Annotated in this window: 17 protein-coding genes; 11 read left to right on the top strand and 6 right to left on the bottom strand. The window is 71.6% G+C overall.

The window, feature by feature from the left end:
* Positions 1-49: 49 nt before the first annotated feature.
* Positions 50-610, bottom strand: a complete 561-nt coding sequence (locus ACH4RC_RS21095; RefSeq protein WP_398203011.1) for a DUF5134 domain-containing protein — start codon at positions 608-610, stop codon at positions 50-52.
* Positions 611-731: 121 nt separating this feature from the next.
* Here ACH4RC_RS21095 and ACH4RC_RS21090 point away from each other — a divergent pair, with 121 nt between their 5' ends.
* Together ACH4RC_RS21090 and ACH4RC_RS21085 are read left to right on the top strand one after the other, a co-directional pair.
* Positions 732-2468, top strand: coding sequence for an FUSC family protein (locus ACH4RC_RS21090; RefSeq protein WP_398203008.1), 1737 nt, complete (start codon positions 732-734; stop codon positions 2466-2468).
* A 29-nt stretch (positions 2469-2497) separates the two neighbouring features.
* On the top strand, positions 2498-3034 hold the full coding sequence (locus tag ACH4RC_RS21085) for a MarR family winged helix-turn-helix transcriptional regulator (protein WP_398203006.1): 537 nt from the start codon (positions 2498-2500) through the stop codon (positions 3032-3034).
* Here ACH4RC_RS21085 and ACH4RC_RS21080 read toward each other — a convergent pair.
* Positions 3031-4458 carry an NAD(P)/FAD-dependent oxidoreductase gene (locus tag ACH4RC_RS21080; protein ID WP_398203004.1) on the bottom strand — a complete coding sequence of 476 codons (1428 nt, stop codon included), beginning with the start codon at positions 4456-4458 and terminating at the stop codon, positions 3031-3033. The genes ACH4RC_RS21085 and ACH4RC_RS21080 overlap by 4 nt on opposite strands.
* Before the next feature lie 143 nt (positions 4459-4601).
* Positions 4602-4994: a VOC family protein gene (locus ACH4RC_RS21075; protein ID WP_398203001.1), complete on the bottom strand. Its 393-nt coding sequence runs from the start codon at positions 4992-4994 to the stop codon at positions 4602-4604.
* Between the two features lie 80 nt (positions 4995-5074).
* Here ACH4RC_RS21075 and ACH4RC_RS21070 point away from each other — a divergent pair, with 80 nt between their 5' ends.
* Entirely contained in the window at positions 5075-5626 is a 552-nt protein-coding gene (locus ACH4RC_RS21070; protein WP_398202999.1) for a GNAT family N-acetyltransferase, read from the top strand.
* A 3-nt stretch (positions 5627-5629) separates the two neighbouring features.
* Here the strand turns inward: ACH4RC_RS21070 and ACH4RC_RS21065 are convergent, their stop codons facing one another.
* Both ACH4RC_RS21065 and ACH4RC_RS21060 read right to left on the bottom strand, forming a co-directional pair.
* A complete protein-coding gene (locus ACH4RC_RS21065) occupies positions 5630-6313 on the bottom strand; it encodes a glycerophosphodiester phosphodiesterase (RefSeq protein WP_398202996.1) in 684 nt (227 codons plus the stop codon).
* Between the two features lie 116 nt (positions 6314-6429).
* A complete protein-coding gene (locus ACH4RC_RS21060) occupies positions 6430-7002 on the bottom strand; it encodes an FABP family protein (protein WP_398202994.1) in 573 nt (190 codons plus the stop codon).
* A 252-nt stretch (positions 7003-7254) separates the two neighbouring features.
* On the opposite strand from ACH4RC_RS21060, the gene ACH4RC_RS21055 reads away from it, so the two are divergent.
* The 5 genes from ACH4RC_RS21055 (at position 7255) to ACH4RC_RS21035 (ending at position 11933) form a co-directional block, all read left to right on the top strand.
* Entirely contained in the window at positions 7255-8664 is a 1410-nt protein-coding gene (locus tag ACH4RC_RS21055; RefSeq protein ID WP_398202991.1) for a DUF6421 family protein, read from the top strand.
* A gap of 26 nt (positions 8665-8690) precedes the next feature.
* Positions 8691-9455, top strand: a complete 765-nt coding sequence (locus ACH4RC_RS21050) for an SDR family NAD(P)-dependent oxidoreductase (protein ID WP_398202988.1) — start codon at positions 8691-8693, stop codon at positions 9453-9455.
* A gap of 11 nt (positions 9456-9466) precedes the next feature.
* Complete coding sequence (locus ACH4RC_RS21045; RefSeq protein ID WP_398202986.1) at positions 9467-10537, top strand: threonine aldolase family protein; 1071 nt, start codon at positions 9467-9469, stop codon at positions 10535-10537.
* An 88-nt stretch (positions 10538-10625) separates the two neighbouring features.
* A complete protein-coding gene (locus ACH4RC_RS21040) occupies positions 10626-11225 on the top strand; it encodes a transglutaminase family protein (RefSeq protein ID WP_398202983.1) in 600 nt (199 codons plus the stop codon).
* A gap of 21 nt (positions 11226-11246) precedes the next feature.
* Positions 11247-11933 carry a B3/4 domain-containing protein gene (locus tag ACH4RC_RS21035; protein WP_398202981.1) on the top strand — a complete coding sequence of 229 codons (687 nt, stop codon included), beginning with the start codon at positions 11247-11249 and terminating at the stop codon, positions 11931-11933.
* 9 nt (positions 11934-11942) lie between these two features.
* Here ACH4RC_RS21035 and ACH4RC_RS21030 read toward each other — a convergent pair whose 3' ends face one another.
* Positions 11943-12671, bottom strand: a complete 729-nt coding sequence (locus ACH4RC_RS21030) for a lysophospholipid acyltransferase family protein (protein ID WP_398202978.1) — start codon at positions 12669-12671, stop codon at positions 11943-11945.
* A gap of 239 nt (positions 12672-12910) precedes the next feature.
* On the opposite strand from ACH4RC_RS21030, the gene ACH4RC_RS21025 reads away from it, so the two are divergent.
* The 3 genes from ACH4RC_RS21025 to ACH4RC_RS21015 form a co-directional block, all read left to right on the top strand.
* Positions 12911-13249 (top strand): TlpA family protein disulfide reductase, encoded by a 339-nt coding sequence (locus ACH4RC_RS21025; RefSeq protein WP_398202976.1) that lies wholly within the window; start codon positions 12911-12913, stop codon positions 13247-13249.
* A gap of 173 nt (positions 13250-13422) precedes the next feature.
* Entirely contained in the window at positions 13423-13929 is a 507-nt protein-coding gene (locus tag ACH4RC_RS21020) for a flavin reductase family protein (protein ID WP_398202973.1), read from the top strand.
* Between the two features lie 256 nt (positions 13930-14185).
* On the top strand, positions 14186-14487 hold a 302-nt coding region (locus ACH4RC_RS21015; protein ID WP_398202971.1), incomplete at its 3' end, for an electron transfer flavoprotein subunit beta/FixA family protein.

Below are 14487 nucleotides of genomic sequence, written 5' to 3'. Positions count from 1 at the left end.
GCTCAGCGCCGCAAGTGATGTACGACACGGCCATGATCAAGGCGGCGCCTCACATCGTGAGGAGCATCGCCAGCATGCCGATGCCCATCGACAGGCGGCAGGCCCGCGCCAGTTCCGGCCGGTCGCCCCAGCCGACGGCGGGCGTGGGGCCGCCCGAGGCCACCGCCGTCGCGGTGGGCACGAGGCGCGCCCCCGCCCACAGGACGTAGACGACGAAGTACGCGAGGAACAGTCCGGTGAGCGCCGGGGTGCCCGCTCCGCCGCCGTGGTGCGCGTGCGCCGCCGGGCGCCCCGCCATCTCCACCGCCATGTACGCCATGGCGAACGTGCCCACCAGGTGGTGCAGGTGGTGCCCCCCTCGGCGCGCCGCCCACAGGGCCGGCAGGGCGGCGGCACCGAACACCACCGCGTACAGCAGCCACGCCCAGGACGGCGGTGTGAGCACCGCGGCCGGGACCGCCATCAGCGCCATCCCGAACCCCATCAGGGCCTCACCGCCCGCCGTGCGGCGCTGGTCCTCGACCCCGCTGCGCATGCGCAGCAGGCAGTAGGCGCCGGTCGCCGCGCACAACGCGACGAGCAGCCAGGCGGCCGACAACGGTCCGTGCACCCTGGGTCCCCCCTTCTCGTGACGGCTCTGAAGGGCATGCCCGTGCACGCGGGCGCGTATGGCGGCGCAGGGAGGCACGTGCGTATCTTTTACGAGTAAAACACCTGCTAAGGTTTCAGGTATGAGCAGTGGTACGAGCAGCACACCCCCACCCCCCACGCCGAGGACCCCGAGGACCGTCACCGCCCGCCGACTCCCCCTCGCGGGGGTGCTGCGCCCGAACCGGCCGTCGGACATCTGGTTCAAACCGGCCACGAGCGTCGTCGCCTCGGCGGCGATACCGAACCTGACACTGCTCGCCCTCGGCCGCCTCGACCTGATGATGTACACGATGGCGGGCAGCTTCTGCGCCCTGTACGGGCACAACCTGCCCTACGCGGCCCGGGCCCGCGCCCTCGCCGGAGTCGTGCTCGGAATGTGGCTGAGCGTCGCCGTCGCGCTCGTCGCGGCGTCGTTCCTCTCCTCGGCCGTGGCGCTCGTGGCCATCGGCGCGCTGCTCGCCGCCGCGCAGAAGACACTCTGCGACGCCACCCGGATCGGCCCGCCCGGCCACCTCATCTTCACCTTCATCAGCTCCGCCTCGCTCTTCGCACCGCAGAGCATCGGCCAGGTGCCGGGGCACCTCGCGCTCACCCTCGGCGCGGGCGCCGTCGCCTGGATCGTCGGCATGGCGCCCGTCCTCGTACGCCCGCACGGCCCGGAGCGGCGCGCCACCGCACGCGCCCTGAACGCGGCGGCCGCCTACGCCGAGCGCCCCGGGCACGCTCCCGCGCGCGGCGCCGCCGCCGCGGCCGTGCACGCCGCCTGGCAGTCGCTGCTCGCGACCGGCGCCCGGTCCGCCGCCCGGCGCGCCCTGGAGCGGCTCGTCGTCCGCGCGGAGGTGGCCATCGCCGCACCGGGCGACACGGACGCGGCCCAGCTGCGCGCCTGGGCCGCAGGGCTGCGCGGCACCGGCGCCGTACCGCGCCCCGCCCGCGTCGCCGGAATGGACGACGAGCTGCTCGGCGTGGAGGCGGAACTCGTCGGGGGCGGCGCCCCGTCCCTGTGGCGGCGTATCGGCCCCGGCTCACCGCTGCTCCCGGTCGCCCTGCGCACCTTCGTCGGCTGCGCGCTCGCCGGGTACGCCTCGCTCGCCCTCGGCATCGGACGCCCGTACTGGGCCCTGGTCACCGCCGCCTCGCTCTACCAGGCCAACGTGACGCTGACCTGGAACCGCGGCGTCCAGCGCGTCGTCGGCAACCTCGCGGGCGTGCTCGTCTTCGCCGCCGTCGTCCCCCTCGCGCACCTCGCGCCGCTCGCCCTGGTGCTGTGCTGCATGGCGTTCAGCTTCGGCGCCGAGGCGCTCATCACCCGCAACTACTGGCTCGGCAGCCTGTGCGTGACGCCGATGGCGCTGCTCGTCACCGAGTTCGCCCGGTTCCAGGAGCCCGCCGAGCTGATCACCGACCGCGTCGTGGACACGCTGGTCGGGGCGGTCCTCGGAGTCGTCGCCGCCGTCATCGTGACGAACCGGCGCGCGGGCGACCACATCGAGAAGGCGCTGACCGGCGTCGACACGGCCCGCGAGAACGCCGAACGCACCCTCGCCACCGCCGCGCCCGGGGCCACCGCCCTGGAGACGGCCCGCCGCTCACTCGTCGCCGCCCTGGTGGAGCTGCGTACCGCCACCGACACCGCGGCGGGGGAGTGGTGGCAGCGCGCGCTGCCCGAGGAGCGGGTGGTCGCGGCCGAGCGGAGCGGACACCGTACGCTCGCGGCGACGGTCCGCCGCCAGGCCCCCGCTACGGCGCGGCCCGTCGTCGCCGACACTGGTGACACGGCGGCCGACCCGAGCGGCGCCCGCGAAGACAGGTTCTGAAGCCCTAGCGGAAGGTCCGGGCAGGCAGCATGAGCACGAGAGCCGAGACGGCGGCGGCGCGACCGCCCGACACCGTGTCGTTGGTCGTCCAGCAGTGGCAGGCCGTACGCCCCGACATCGACACCGCGCCGATGGAGATCATCGGCCGCATCAACCGCTGCGCCGCGCTGCTCCAGCAGGCCGAGGACGCGCCTCTGCGCCACGCCGGACTGACCCGGCCCGAGTTCGACCTGCTCGGCACCCTGCGCCGGACCGGGCGCGAGCTCACCCCCGGCGATCTGGCCCGCGAGACGTTCTCCTCGGGCGCGGCCGTCACCAAGCGGCTCAAGCAGCTCCAGGAGCGCGGCCTCGTCGCCCGGCGCGGCGACACCCGCGACCGGCGGGTGTCGCACCTCAGCCTCACCGAGGAGGGCCGCGCTCTCGTCGACGACATCCTGCCGCGGCAGCTCGCCTACGAGGCGACGGTGCTCGCCGGTCTCGACGGCGGCCGCGACACCGAACTCAGCGCCCTGCTCGGCGACCTGCTCGCCCAGCTGGAGGGCCGCCTGGGCGGCCCCAGAGGTTAGGAGTTGGCGGCCAGGTTGATCGGGAGGTCCGGCTTCTCCGGGGCCATCGACCGGCCGGCCACGTGGTCGGCCATCACCTGGTGGATCTCCTCCGGCGACAGGTACGCGTCGGTCATCTCGAAGTCCTTGAGCGTGGCGGGCCGGTTGCGCTGGAAGCCGGTGCGCACGAAATCGTCGCCCGCGAGCGCGTTCAGGCCCCAGTTCGCCGCCGTGCGGAAGCGGGCCGTGACGGTCCGCAGCGCGCCCAGGTGGTAGCCGCGGGCCACGATCTGCGCGGGCAGGCCGGTGAGCTGCACGCCCATCGGCTTCGACACCGCCTGGATGCCGCCGAGGTCGACGACGAGCCCCAGGTCCTTGTGGCGGTAGGGCGTGAGCGGCGTCCCGCGCACCGCCGCAAGGACGTTGCGGGCCGCCATCCAGCCCTGCCGCATCGCGTGCTGCGCGGTCGGCGGGCAGACCGCGTCGCCGCCTTTGACGAGGTCCGGCACGGCCGCGGCGTCGCCGAGGGCGAAGACCCCGTCGAGACCCGGCACGGTCAGCTCGGGCGTGACCACGAGGCGGCCCCGGTTGGTCTCCGCGCCCAGCGTCGCGACCAGCGGGCTCGGCGCGACGCCCGCCGTCCAGATGAGGGTGTGGCAGGGCAGCTCGCGCCCGTCGGTGAAGGTCACCCGGTCCTCGGTGACCTTCGCGACCGAGACGCCGAGCGAGACGAGCACCCCGCGCTTCTTCATGATCTCCATCGCCTTGTCGCCGAGGCGCGGGCCCAGCTCCGGCATCAGTTTCGGGGCGACGTCGATCAGGTGCCACTTGATCAGATGCGGATCGAGTCCGGGATACCGCTTCACCGCCGACGTCGTCAGGCGCTGCAGGTACGCCGCCGTCTCGGTACCGGCGTACCCGCCGCCCACCACCACGAACTGCAGCCGCGCCTCCCGCTCGGCCGGGTCCGTGCTGGCCGCCGCGAGATCCAGCTGCGAGATGACGTGGTCGCGGATCCAGGCCGCCTCGGCGAGCGTCTTGACGCCGACGGCGTGTTCGTCGATCCCGGGGATGTCGAACTGCCGGGTCACACTGCCGGGCGTGAGGACCAGGTGGTCGTAGCGCTCGACGGCGCACTCACCGTTGATCTTCCGGACGATGACGGCCTTCGCCTTCGGGTCCACACCGATGGCGCCGCCGGGAACGATCGAGGTGCGCCGCAGCATCCGGCGCAGCGGCACGGCGACCGACTGCGGGGTCAGCACACCGGACGCCACATGCGGCAGCAGCGGCAGATACAGCTGATGGTCCATCGGACTGATGAGCTTCAGCACCGCCTCCCCGGGCTTCAGCTCCTTCTCCAGCTTGTGGGCGCACTCCATCCCGGCGAACCCACCGCCGATGATCAGAATCCGGGGCACGGTCGAGGTACGGGGAGCGGTCATGATCGGATCTCTCCTGGGCTGGACGGTGGACGGACAGGCGAGGAGCGTCGCCCCGGTCATGTATCCGGATCGGCGCCGCCGAATCCCCCGACCCTCCGCCATCGTGCGCCGCGCCCGGCGTCACCGCACGTCAGCGGCGCATGTCAGAGGGAAGGCCGGAAGCGGATCGGGTGATCCCCGGGGACCTCCACCACACAGATGCGGGTGCCGTCCGGATCGGAGATCCACATCTCCCGCAGACCCCACGGCTCGGTACGCGGCTCACGCAGCACCGGCACGTCCCGCGCCGCCAGCTCCTCGTGCGCCGCGTCCACGTCCGCGACCTGGAGCCACAGCTGGAGCCCCGGCGTGAGCGGCGGCTCCGAGCGCCCCGCCACCTCCAGGAAACCGCCGCCGAGGAAGTACACCGTGCCCCGTTCGGGCCCGGTGCCGAACTCGCGGTACACAGCGAGCCCGAGCGCCTCCCCGTAGAACGTCCGCGACCGCTCGGGGTCGGCCGGCCTGATCAGAACCCTGCTGCTCAGTACGTGAACCATGGAGACGGAGAGTACTGCGACCGGGTTAACCTCGACGGCGCCGACAGGCCCTTGCCCCTGATCAGATCGGAGAGCCGTCCATGACCACCGCCCCGCCCCCCGCCACCCACGGCCTGGGATTCCGTGCGGCCACCGAGGCCGATGTCGACGCGCTCGTCGCGCTGATCGAGTCGGCCTACCGCGGGGACGACAGCCGGGCCGGCTGGACGACGGAGGCGGACATCCTCGAGGGGCAGCGGACCGATTCGCAGGGCGTGCTCGACGTCCTCCACCACGCCGACAGCCGCCTGCTGGCCGTCGAGCGCGACGGCGGACTCGTCGCCTGCTGCCAGCTGGAGCACCGCGGCGACCACGCCTACTTCGGCATGTTCGCCGTCAGCCCCGCCCTCCAGGGCGCCGGGCTGGGCAAGGTGATCATCGCGGAGGCGGAGCGGACGGCGCGCGAGACGTGGGGCGTGCGCGAGATGCACATGACGGTGATCTCCGTGCGCGAGGAGCTCATCGCCTGGTACGAGCGGCGCGGCTACCGCCGTACGGGGAAGATGAGCCCCTTCCCGTACGGCGACGAGCGCTTCGGCGTTCCGCAGCGCGCCGACCTGGAGTTCGAGCTGCTTATCAAGCCGCTCGGCTGAGGGTCAGGCGGTGAAGCGGCCGGTGCGCTTGATCTCCGGATAGTCGGTGGTCGCCCCGTCCAGGCCGAGCGCGCGGACGAGCCGCAGGTCGTCCTGGGTGTTCACGACCCAGCCGATGATCCGCAGGTCGGCCTTGCGGGCGTGCTCCACGATCTCCTGGGTGAGGCGGCGGATGTTGAGGACGAGCGTGGTGGCGCCGACGGCCACGGCCCGCTGCACGACGTCCGTGCCGTAGCGGCTGGCGACGAGTGCCGTGCGCACCCCGGGCACGAGCCGCGCGATCTCCGCCACCGCCTCGTCGTGGAAGGAGATCACCTCGACGCGGTGCACGAGATCGCGGCGCAGCATGACCTCGGCGAGCGCGCGGGCGGCGGCCGTGTCCTTGATCTCCGCCTGCAACGGGGCGCTCACCGCGTCGAGGACCTCCTCGAACAACGGCACTCGCTCACCACGCCCCGCGTCCAGGGTCCGCAGCTCGTCGAGGGTCTTCTCGGCGATGGGGCCCTTGCCGTCCGTGGTGCGGTCCACGTCGGCGTCGTGCATGACGACGAGCGCGCCGTCCTTGCTGAGGTGCAGGTCGAGCTCGATCAGGTCGAGCCCCGCCCGTTCGGCGGCGACGAAGGAGCGCAGGGTGTTCTCGGGTTCGACACCCATGGCTCCGCGATGCCCGATGGTGAGGAAGTTCAAGGTGGTCTCGCTTCCGTCGACAGCGGATCGGCTGCGGCCGAGCCTAACGGCCCACCCGCGCCGTGGTGCCGCTTCGGCACGAGGGAGGGCGCGCAGCCCTGCGCGGGCGGGCCCTGTCACTCGTTCGCGGGGCGGCGCGGCTCCGGTTCACGGCGGGTCAGGCATGCCGACAGATGGTGCTGCAAGGGTTGGCCGACCGCGGCGAGTCCGTGGGTGAACTCCAGCGTGCCGGCGCCGTCCAGGACGTAGCGGCGCGTCGTCGCCTCCACCTTCTTCGCCGTCGGGGTGAGCGCCACGCCGTCGGTCGCGAGGGCGATCGTGCCGTCCGCCGCACGGCCGACCGCGATCTCCGCGATGCCGGTCGGCTGAGTGATCAGCGCCTCGACGTGGCCGTCCGGCCGCAGCCGCCACCAGCCGCTCTCGCGCGCGGCGGGGCGCAGCGGCGCGTCGTCGTCGCCGAGCAGCCAGGCCCGCGCCTCGTACCGGAGGAAGGGGCGCCCGTCGTGCGTGAAGGTGACCTCCTGCGCGTAGGCGAACTCCCCGTCGAGGGTGGGGTACCCGCCGCGTCCGCGCCCATGCCAGGCCCCGAGGAGCCCGAGCACGGGCGCGAGCAGCGGATGCGGCGCGGGCGCCCCGTCGGGCCGGTCGCTCTCGTGGTACGGGTACGGCGGCGCGGCGGCGTCGGTCACGAGCTGGCTCCCAGGTTCGAGGGGGCGGGAAGGCGGGGCCACAGCCTAGGGCCGATCGGTCCACCGCCTGACGTGCCGCCCCGGACCCCTGTGGCAGAGGTCATCGTTTCGCGTACGTGAGACAGGAAAAACGGCGGTGACGCCCGGGGTGCGCAGGATGATTTCCTGAAACTACCCCCGTCTCCCCTTGTACAGGAGAACCGGACCCGCATACGGTGTTCGCACGCGAGGTTCTCCTGTGGAGGATGGGACATGACGGAAATTCTTGTGCAGGCGGGTGCGGAGGGGATCGTTCCTCCGGCTCCGGTGGTCGGCGACAGGGTGGTGGACCACCCGGCGTGGCCCGTGCTCAAGGAGGCCGTGGAGGAGATCAGGACCTGGCAGGAGAAGGACGGGTCGATCGACTTCGAGGCCGAGGGCGCCCCCGCGCGGGCCGCCGTCGACCTTTCCCTGGACCGCGTCACCGCGGCCGTCGAGCAGCTCGCCCCGCTGCTGCCGCACGACGCCGCGTACCACGAGGCGCTCGCGGCCGACCTGCGCCGCTGGGCCGACGCCGGGTACACCGTGCCGGACTTCCTGGACTCGCTGCTCGCCTTCCAGCCCGCGGCCCGGCGCCGGGACGGCCTCCAGCACCTCGTGGTCTTCCCCATGTACACGCAAAACGGCAACCCGGACCGCAATCTGGAAGCCGTCGTGCTGCGCATGGTGTGGCCGGAGTGGCTCGCCGAGCTGGAGGCGACCCGTTACGACAACCCGCTGTTCTGCGGCATCACCTTCGAGGACTTCACCTCGGGCTACGACACGAACTCGGCGGTGCTCTTCCCCGAGACGATCGCCGTGCGCGAGGCCCCCGAGCGCTTCTCGTGGGGCGGCATCTTCTGCGACCGCGAGGCGGCCCGCTTCCGCCGTGTCACCGAGGCCGCCGTCTCCGTCCTCGGTGTCGAACTGCCCGCCGACATCGCGGAGATGGTCGGCGACCAGGACCGCTGCCAGCAGGCGTTCGTGCTGTGGGACATGGTCCACGACCGCACGCACAGCCACGGCGACCTGCCCTTCGACCCGTTCATGATCAAGCAGCGCCAGCCGTTCTGGATGTACGGCCTCGAGGAGCTGCGCTGCGACCTCACCGCCTTCAAGGAGGCCGTGAAGCTGGAGGCCGACGGCTTCCCGCAGGGCCGCGACGTCCAGTACGCCGTGCTGTTCGACCGTATGTTCCGCTTCCCGGTCACCGGCGAGCGCGTACGCAACTACGACGGTCTCGGCGGCCAGCTGCTCTTCGCCTACCTGCACAAGCACGACGTCGTGCGCTGGACGGACAACAAGCTGCACATCGACTGGGACCGCGCCCCCGAGGTGACGAACCAGCTGTGCGGCGAGATCGAGACGCTGTACCGCGACGGCATCGACCGCCCCAAGCTGGTGCACTGGTTCGCCGCCTACGGCCTGGTGTCGGCCTACCTCGCCCCGCACCCGGGCTCCCGCTGGGCCAAGGGCCCCGACGCCCTGGACACGAGCCTGCCGCCGCGCAAACTCGTGGACGAGGTGCTTCCGGACGAGTTCCCGCTCAGCATGTTCTACGAGGCCCTGTCCAAGAAGCTGAAGAATGTGATCGCCTCCACCAAGGGGATCACCGCGGCGGGCCACGAGCGGGTCGCCGCGTGAGCCATTCCGTACAGGAGGCGACTGCCATGACCGACACCGACACCACCGACACCACCAGGGGCTCGCTCGACGGTGCCGTCATCGCGGTCGCCGGGGCCGCCGGACCGGCCGGGCGCGCCACGCTGAAGCGGCTCGCGGAGGCGGGCGCCACCGTCGTCGGCGCCGACGCCGACGTGGAGCGGCTCGCGCAGGCGGTCGACGAGGCGCGGTACGCGCACGGCGGCGCCACCGTCATAGGCGACACCGTGGACCTGCTCGACCTCGACGCCACGCGCGCGTGGGCGGCACGCGTCGAGAAGGACTTCGGCCGCGTCGACGGTCTGGTCCACCTCGTGGGCGGCTGGCGCGGCAGCAAGAACTTCGCCGAGACCGACCTCGCCGACTGGGACCTGCTCGAAAAGCTCCTGATCCGCACGGTGCAGCACACCTCGCTCGCCTTCCAGGAGCCGCTCGGCCGCTCGGACCGCGGCCGCTACCTGCTGATCAGCGCCGCCGGCGCCTCCAGGCCGACCGCGGGCAACGCCGCGTACGCCGCCTCCAAGGCCGCGGCCGAGGCGTGGACGCTCGCCCTCGGCGACGCCTTCCGCAAGGCGGGGGGCGAGGCGGGGCCGCGCCAGGCGGCTGCGATCCTGGTGGTGAAGGCGCTGGTGCACGAGGCGATGCGCGCCGAACGCCCCAACGCGAAGTTCGCGGGCTTCACCGACGTCACGGAGCTGGCCGACGCCATCGCCGACGTCTGGAACAAGCCCGCCGCCGAAGTGAACGGGACCCGTCTGTGGCTGGCAGAGTAGACAGCGAAGCCGTGAATCCGCCCAGGACCGACGCCCGCAGGCACCACGACCCCACGGTCCGGGGTTTCGCCAGCGACAACTACGCGGGCGCCCACCCCGAGATCATGGCCGCCCTGGCGCTGGCCAACGGAGGGCACCAGGTCGCGTACGGCGAGGACGACTACACGGAGAACCTCCAGCGGATCATCCGCAGCCACTTCGGGCCCACCGCCGAGGCGTTCCCGGTCTTCAACGGCACGGGCGCCAACGTCGTCGCGCTCCAGGCGGTCACCGACCGCTGGGGCGCGGTGATCTGCGCCGAGTCCGCGCACATCCACGTCGACGAGGGCGGCGCCCCCGAGCGCATGGGCGGCCTCAAGCTGCTCACCGTCCCCACGCCCGACGGCAAGCTCACCCCCGACCTCATCGACCGGCAGGCGTACGGCTGGGACGACGAGCACCGCGCGATGCCGCAGGTCGTCTCGATCACGCAATCCACCGAGCTGGGCACGGTCTACACGCCCGACGAGATCCGCGCGATCTGCGACCACGCGCACGAGCGCGGCATGCGCGTACACCTCGACGGCTCGCGCATAGCCAACGCCGCCGCCTCCCTGGACGTGCCGATGCGGACGTTCACCAACGCAGTCGGGGTCGACATCCTCTCGCTCGGCGGCACCAAGAACGGCGCCCTGTTCGGCGAAGCCGTCGTAATCCTCGAGCAGGACGCGGTGCGCCACATGAAACACCTGCGCAAGCTGTCCATGCAGCTGGCCTCGAAGATGCGGTTCGTCTCCGTGCAGTTGGAGGCGCTGCTCGCCAAGGACCTGTGGCTGCGCAACGCGCGCCACGCCAACGAGATGGCCCAGCGCCTCGCCGAGGGCGTCCGCGCCGTCGACGGTGTGGAGATCCTCCACCCGGTGCAGGCCAACGGCGTCTTCGCCCGCCTCCCGCACGACGTCTCGGAGCGCCTCATGAAGCGTTTCCGGTTCTACTTCTGGGACGAGACGGCCGGTGACGTCCGCTGGATGTGCGCCTTCGACACCCGCGAGGAGGACGTCGACGGGTTCGTCGGGGCGCTGAAGGAGGAGATGGCGCGGTAGCCGCCTCTCCTCCAGCGAGTCTGCATAGTTATGCGATCGGCCGTAATTGTATTGACCGTGGCCGGTCGCGTTTCTATGCTTCCGGTCCATGCAGCTGATCCAGCAGAACCCCGATCTGTCGGCGTACCTGGCGGCGGACGACGTCATCGACCACCACCACCCGCTCGTCCGGGAGACGGCCGCGGACCTCGCGAAGAACGCCGCCGATTCATACGCATACGCGCGCGCCGCCTACGAGTACGTCCGCGACGCCGTTCCGCACTCCGCCGACACCGGCGACCTCCGCGTCACCTGGCGCGCCTCCGACGTCCTGGAGAAGCGCACCGGCATCTGCCACGCCAAGGCCCACGCGCTCACCGCGCTCCTGCGCGCCGAGGACATCCCCACCGCCCTCTGCTATCAGCGGCTCACGTACGACGCGGGCACGGGCTGGTGTGTCCACGGGCTCGTCGCCGTACGGTTCCACGGCGCATGGCACCGGCAGGACGTGCGGGGCAACAAGCCGGGCGTCGACGCCCAGTTCTCGCTCGACGGGGAGCGGCTGGCCTGGATACCCGATGCCGAGTCCAATGAGGTGGACTATCCGGTACTCTTTGATGTACCGCATCCGGCGGTGCTCGACGCCCTGCGCAGCGCCCCGGACCGCCCGTACCTCTGGGAGAGCCTCCCCGACTCGCTCCCGTCCTAAGTTCAACCCGTAAGGCAGGCCATGCCCCTCAAGATCACCGTCTCCGACGAGGTCCGTGCCATCGCTCCGGACTTCCACCACATCGCCATCGAGGCCTACGGGCTCGTCAACACGCCCAGTACGCCTCAGACGTCGGCCCTGCTCGACGACGCGGCGAGCCGCCTGGCCGCGCGCCTCGACGGGCGCGCCCCGCACGAGGACCCGCACATGGTGGCCTGGCGCGCCGCGTACACCGCCTTCGGGGCCAAGCCGAACCGGACGCGCAACTCCGCCGAGGCGCTCGCCAAGCGGGCCCTCGCCGACGGTGGCCTGCCGCGCATCAACACGCTCGTGGACGTCTACAACGCCATCAGCGTCGCCCATCTGATCCCGGTCGGCGGCGAGGACCTCGGCCACATCAGGGGCGGTATGCGCCTCATCAGGGCCACCGGCGAGGAGGGCTTCGTGACCGTGGCCTCCGGCGAGGAGGTCGTCGAGCACCCGGACGCGGGTGAGGTCGTCTGGTGCGACGACGAGGGCGTCACCTGCCGTCGCTGGAACTGGCGCCAGGGCACCCGCACCCGCCTCACCGACACCTCCGTCGACGCCCTGTTCCTCCTGGAGGGCATGGGCGGGCACGCGGGTCTGGAGGCGGCGGGCGCGGAGCTGGCCGAACTGCTCCAGAAGTTCAGCCCCGGCGCCCGCCTCACCGTCCACCCGGCGCGCTGAGCGCGATCGTCAGCTGGACTCGGCGGCCTTGACCTCTTCCGGGGTCGGGGCCGTCCCGCCGAGGTGGGCCGGCATCCACCAGGTGTCGTCCGGCCCCTTCGGGCGGACGGGGTAGGCGCGCTGCGCCGCTTCGAGCAGCTCCTGCACGCGGTCGCGGAGCTTGCGTGTGAGCGCTCCCGCGTACTGGTCGCGGGAGGCCTCCAGAGCCTCGCCCACGCGGATCGTGATCGGGATGTGCTGCCTCTTGAAGTTGCGCGGCCGGCCCTTGGTCCACACCCGCTGCGTGCCCCACAGCGCCATGGGGATCAGCGGCACCCCCGCCTCCTGCGCGAGCCGCACGGCGCCCGTCTTGAAGCTCTTCAGGGTGAACGACTCCGAGATCGTCGCCTCCGGGAAGACTCCGATGATCTCGCCGGAGCGCAGCGACGACAGGGCGTGCTGATAAGCGTGCTCGCCCTGCGCGCGGTCCACCGGAATGTGCTTCATGCTGCGCATCAGCGGACCGGAGATCTTGTGCCGGAACACCGATTCCTTCGCCATGAAGCGGACGAGCCGCTTCTGGGGCAGCGCGGCGAGGCCGTCGAAGATGAAGTCCAGGTAGCTGATGTGATTGCTGACCAGGACGGCTCCGCCGGAGCGCGGAATGTTTTCCGAGCCCTTGCAGTCGATCTTCAGGTCGAGCGCCTTGAACATCGTTCTGGCGGCGCCGATGACCGGACGGTAGACGAGCTCTGCCATGGAGGGGGTGGACCCTTCTATTGCCGTGGGGAGTTTCTTCCGAAGGCTTTTCGGTCGAGGCGGCTCCCGCGCGGTAAGTTACGCAGCCGTAGGTTTTCCGGCTTGCGCAGATCGTGCCCCAAGAACGGCCGGGAGAACAGTCCTGGTTCCGGCCGCGCGCGAGATCCTCGTCACGTGCCCGGGAATGGAGCCGGACGTTTCGGTGCTGCAAGGGGAGCGGCGGAACGAGGAGGCGCAGGATGACCGCGGGTGAAGTGACGTTCGATGCGGAGCAGTTGGGTGCGGAGCTGGGGGAGCGGGCCACGCTGGTCCAGTTCTCCAGCGCGTTCTGCGCCCCGTGCCGCGCCACCCGGCGGGTTCTCGCCGATGTCGCCGCGATGGTCCCCGGCGTCTCGCACATCGAGATCGACGCCGAGGCCCGGCTCGACCTCGTACGCCGCAGCGGCGTCGTGAAGACGCCCACCGTGCTCGTCCTGGCCGCCGACGGCCGCGAGGTGCGCCGCGCCACCGGACAACCCCGCAAGGCGGACGTCATCGCCGCACTCGGCCGGGCGGTCAGTGATCATGCTCCCAGATGACGGGACGCACTTGACTGCACGCGCCACGTATCGTCAGTCTGACCGTATGCCTGAGGAAATCCTTCTCTACGAGCGGGTCCACGTCGACCTGGCCCGCTGTTCGAGCGCGCGCTGTCTTGCTTCCTGACGAAGCCACGGACCCCACTCGAACCCCTCGGCAGAAGGACAACTCCATGACGGCCACGCCCGACCTGCGCACCGCCCGGCCCGCCACCCCCGACCTGCTCCGCTCGGTCTTCCGGCAGCACGCCGCCGGGGTCGCGGTGATCACGGCCCCCGGCGCCGCGCCCGCGGGCTTCACCGCCACCTCTCTGACCTCCGTCTCCGCCGAGCCCCCGGTGATCTCCTTCGGTATCGGCCTGGGCGCCTCCAGCTGGCCGGCGGTCGCCGAGGCCGACCACGTCGGCGTGCACATACTCGGCGAGCACCAGGCCGATCTCGCCGCCACCTTCGCCAGGAGCGGCGCCGACCGCTTCGGTGCTCCCACCCGCTGGTCCGAGGGTCCCGAGGGCGTCCCCGTACTGGACGGCGTGCTCGCCTGGCTCGTCTGCAAGGTCATCGCGCGCGTGCCCGCGGGCGACCACCGGATCGTGCTCGCTGAGGCGGTCTGCGGCGATCCCGCGGGGGCCGGCCGCCCGCTCCTCTACCACCAGGGCCGCTTCAACGGGCTGCGCGACTGACCGCCGTCCAGGGCGCTGAGGGGCTCTGGGAAAGTTCCTGCTCCGGACGATTACTCACCGTTGGCAAGGTCACAGTTCAAAGCGCTTGCTTAGTGGGCATGGACTGGGTGTACTGACGAGTAATATTTCGTTCGGAGCGCGGGCCGCCCCGACCGGAGTTGTCCGCAACGGGCGCCTATGCTGCCAGGTAGAAGGCGCTGTTCAGCCGCAGCAGCAGAGCCGCCCCGTACAAGACGATTGCAGTAGGAGAGCCGGCGTGAGCTTGAGGATCGTTGTCACCGTGAAGTACGTGCCCGACGCCACCGGCGACCGGCACTTCGCCGATGACCTGACCGTCGACCGTGATGACGTGGACGGGCTGCTCTCGGAGCTGGACGAGTACGCGGTGGAGCAGGCGCTGCAGATCTCGGAGAACTCCGATGACGACGTGGAGATCACCGTTCTGACCGTGGGTCCGGAGGATGCCAAGGACGCGCTGCGCAAGGCGCTGTCGATGGGCGCGGACAAGGCGGTCCACGTCGAGGACGACGACCTGCACGGCACGGACGCCCTGGGCAC

This window comes from Streptomyces sp. NPDC016845 (assembly GCF_044332585.1).
Taxonomy (GTDB): Bacteria; Actinomycetota; Actinomycetes; order Streptomycetales; family Streptomycetaceae; genus Streptomyces.
Note: the sequence above shows the minus strand (reverse complement) of the source record. Positions and strands in the feature narration are given on the sequence as shown.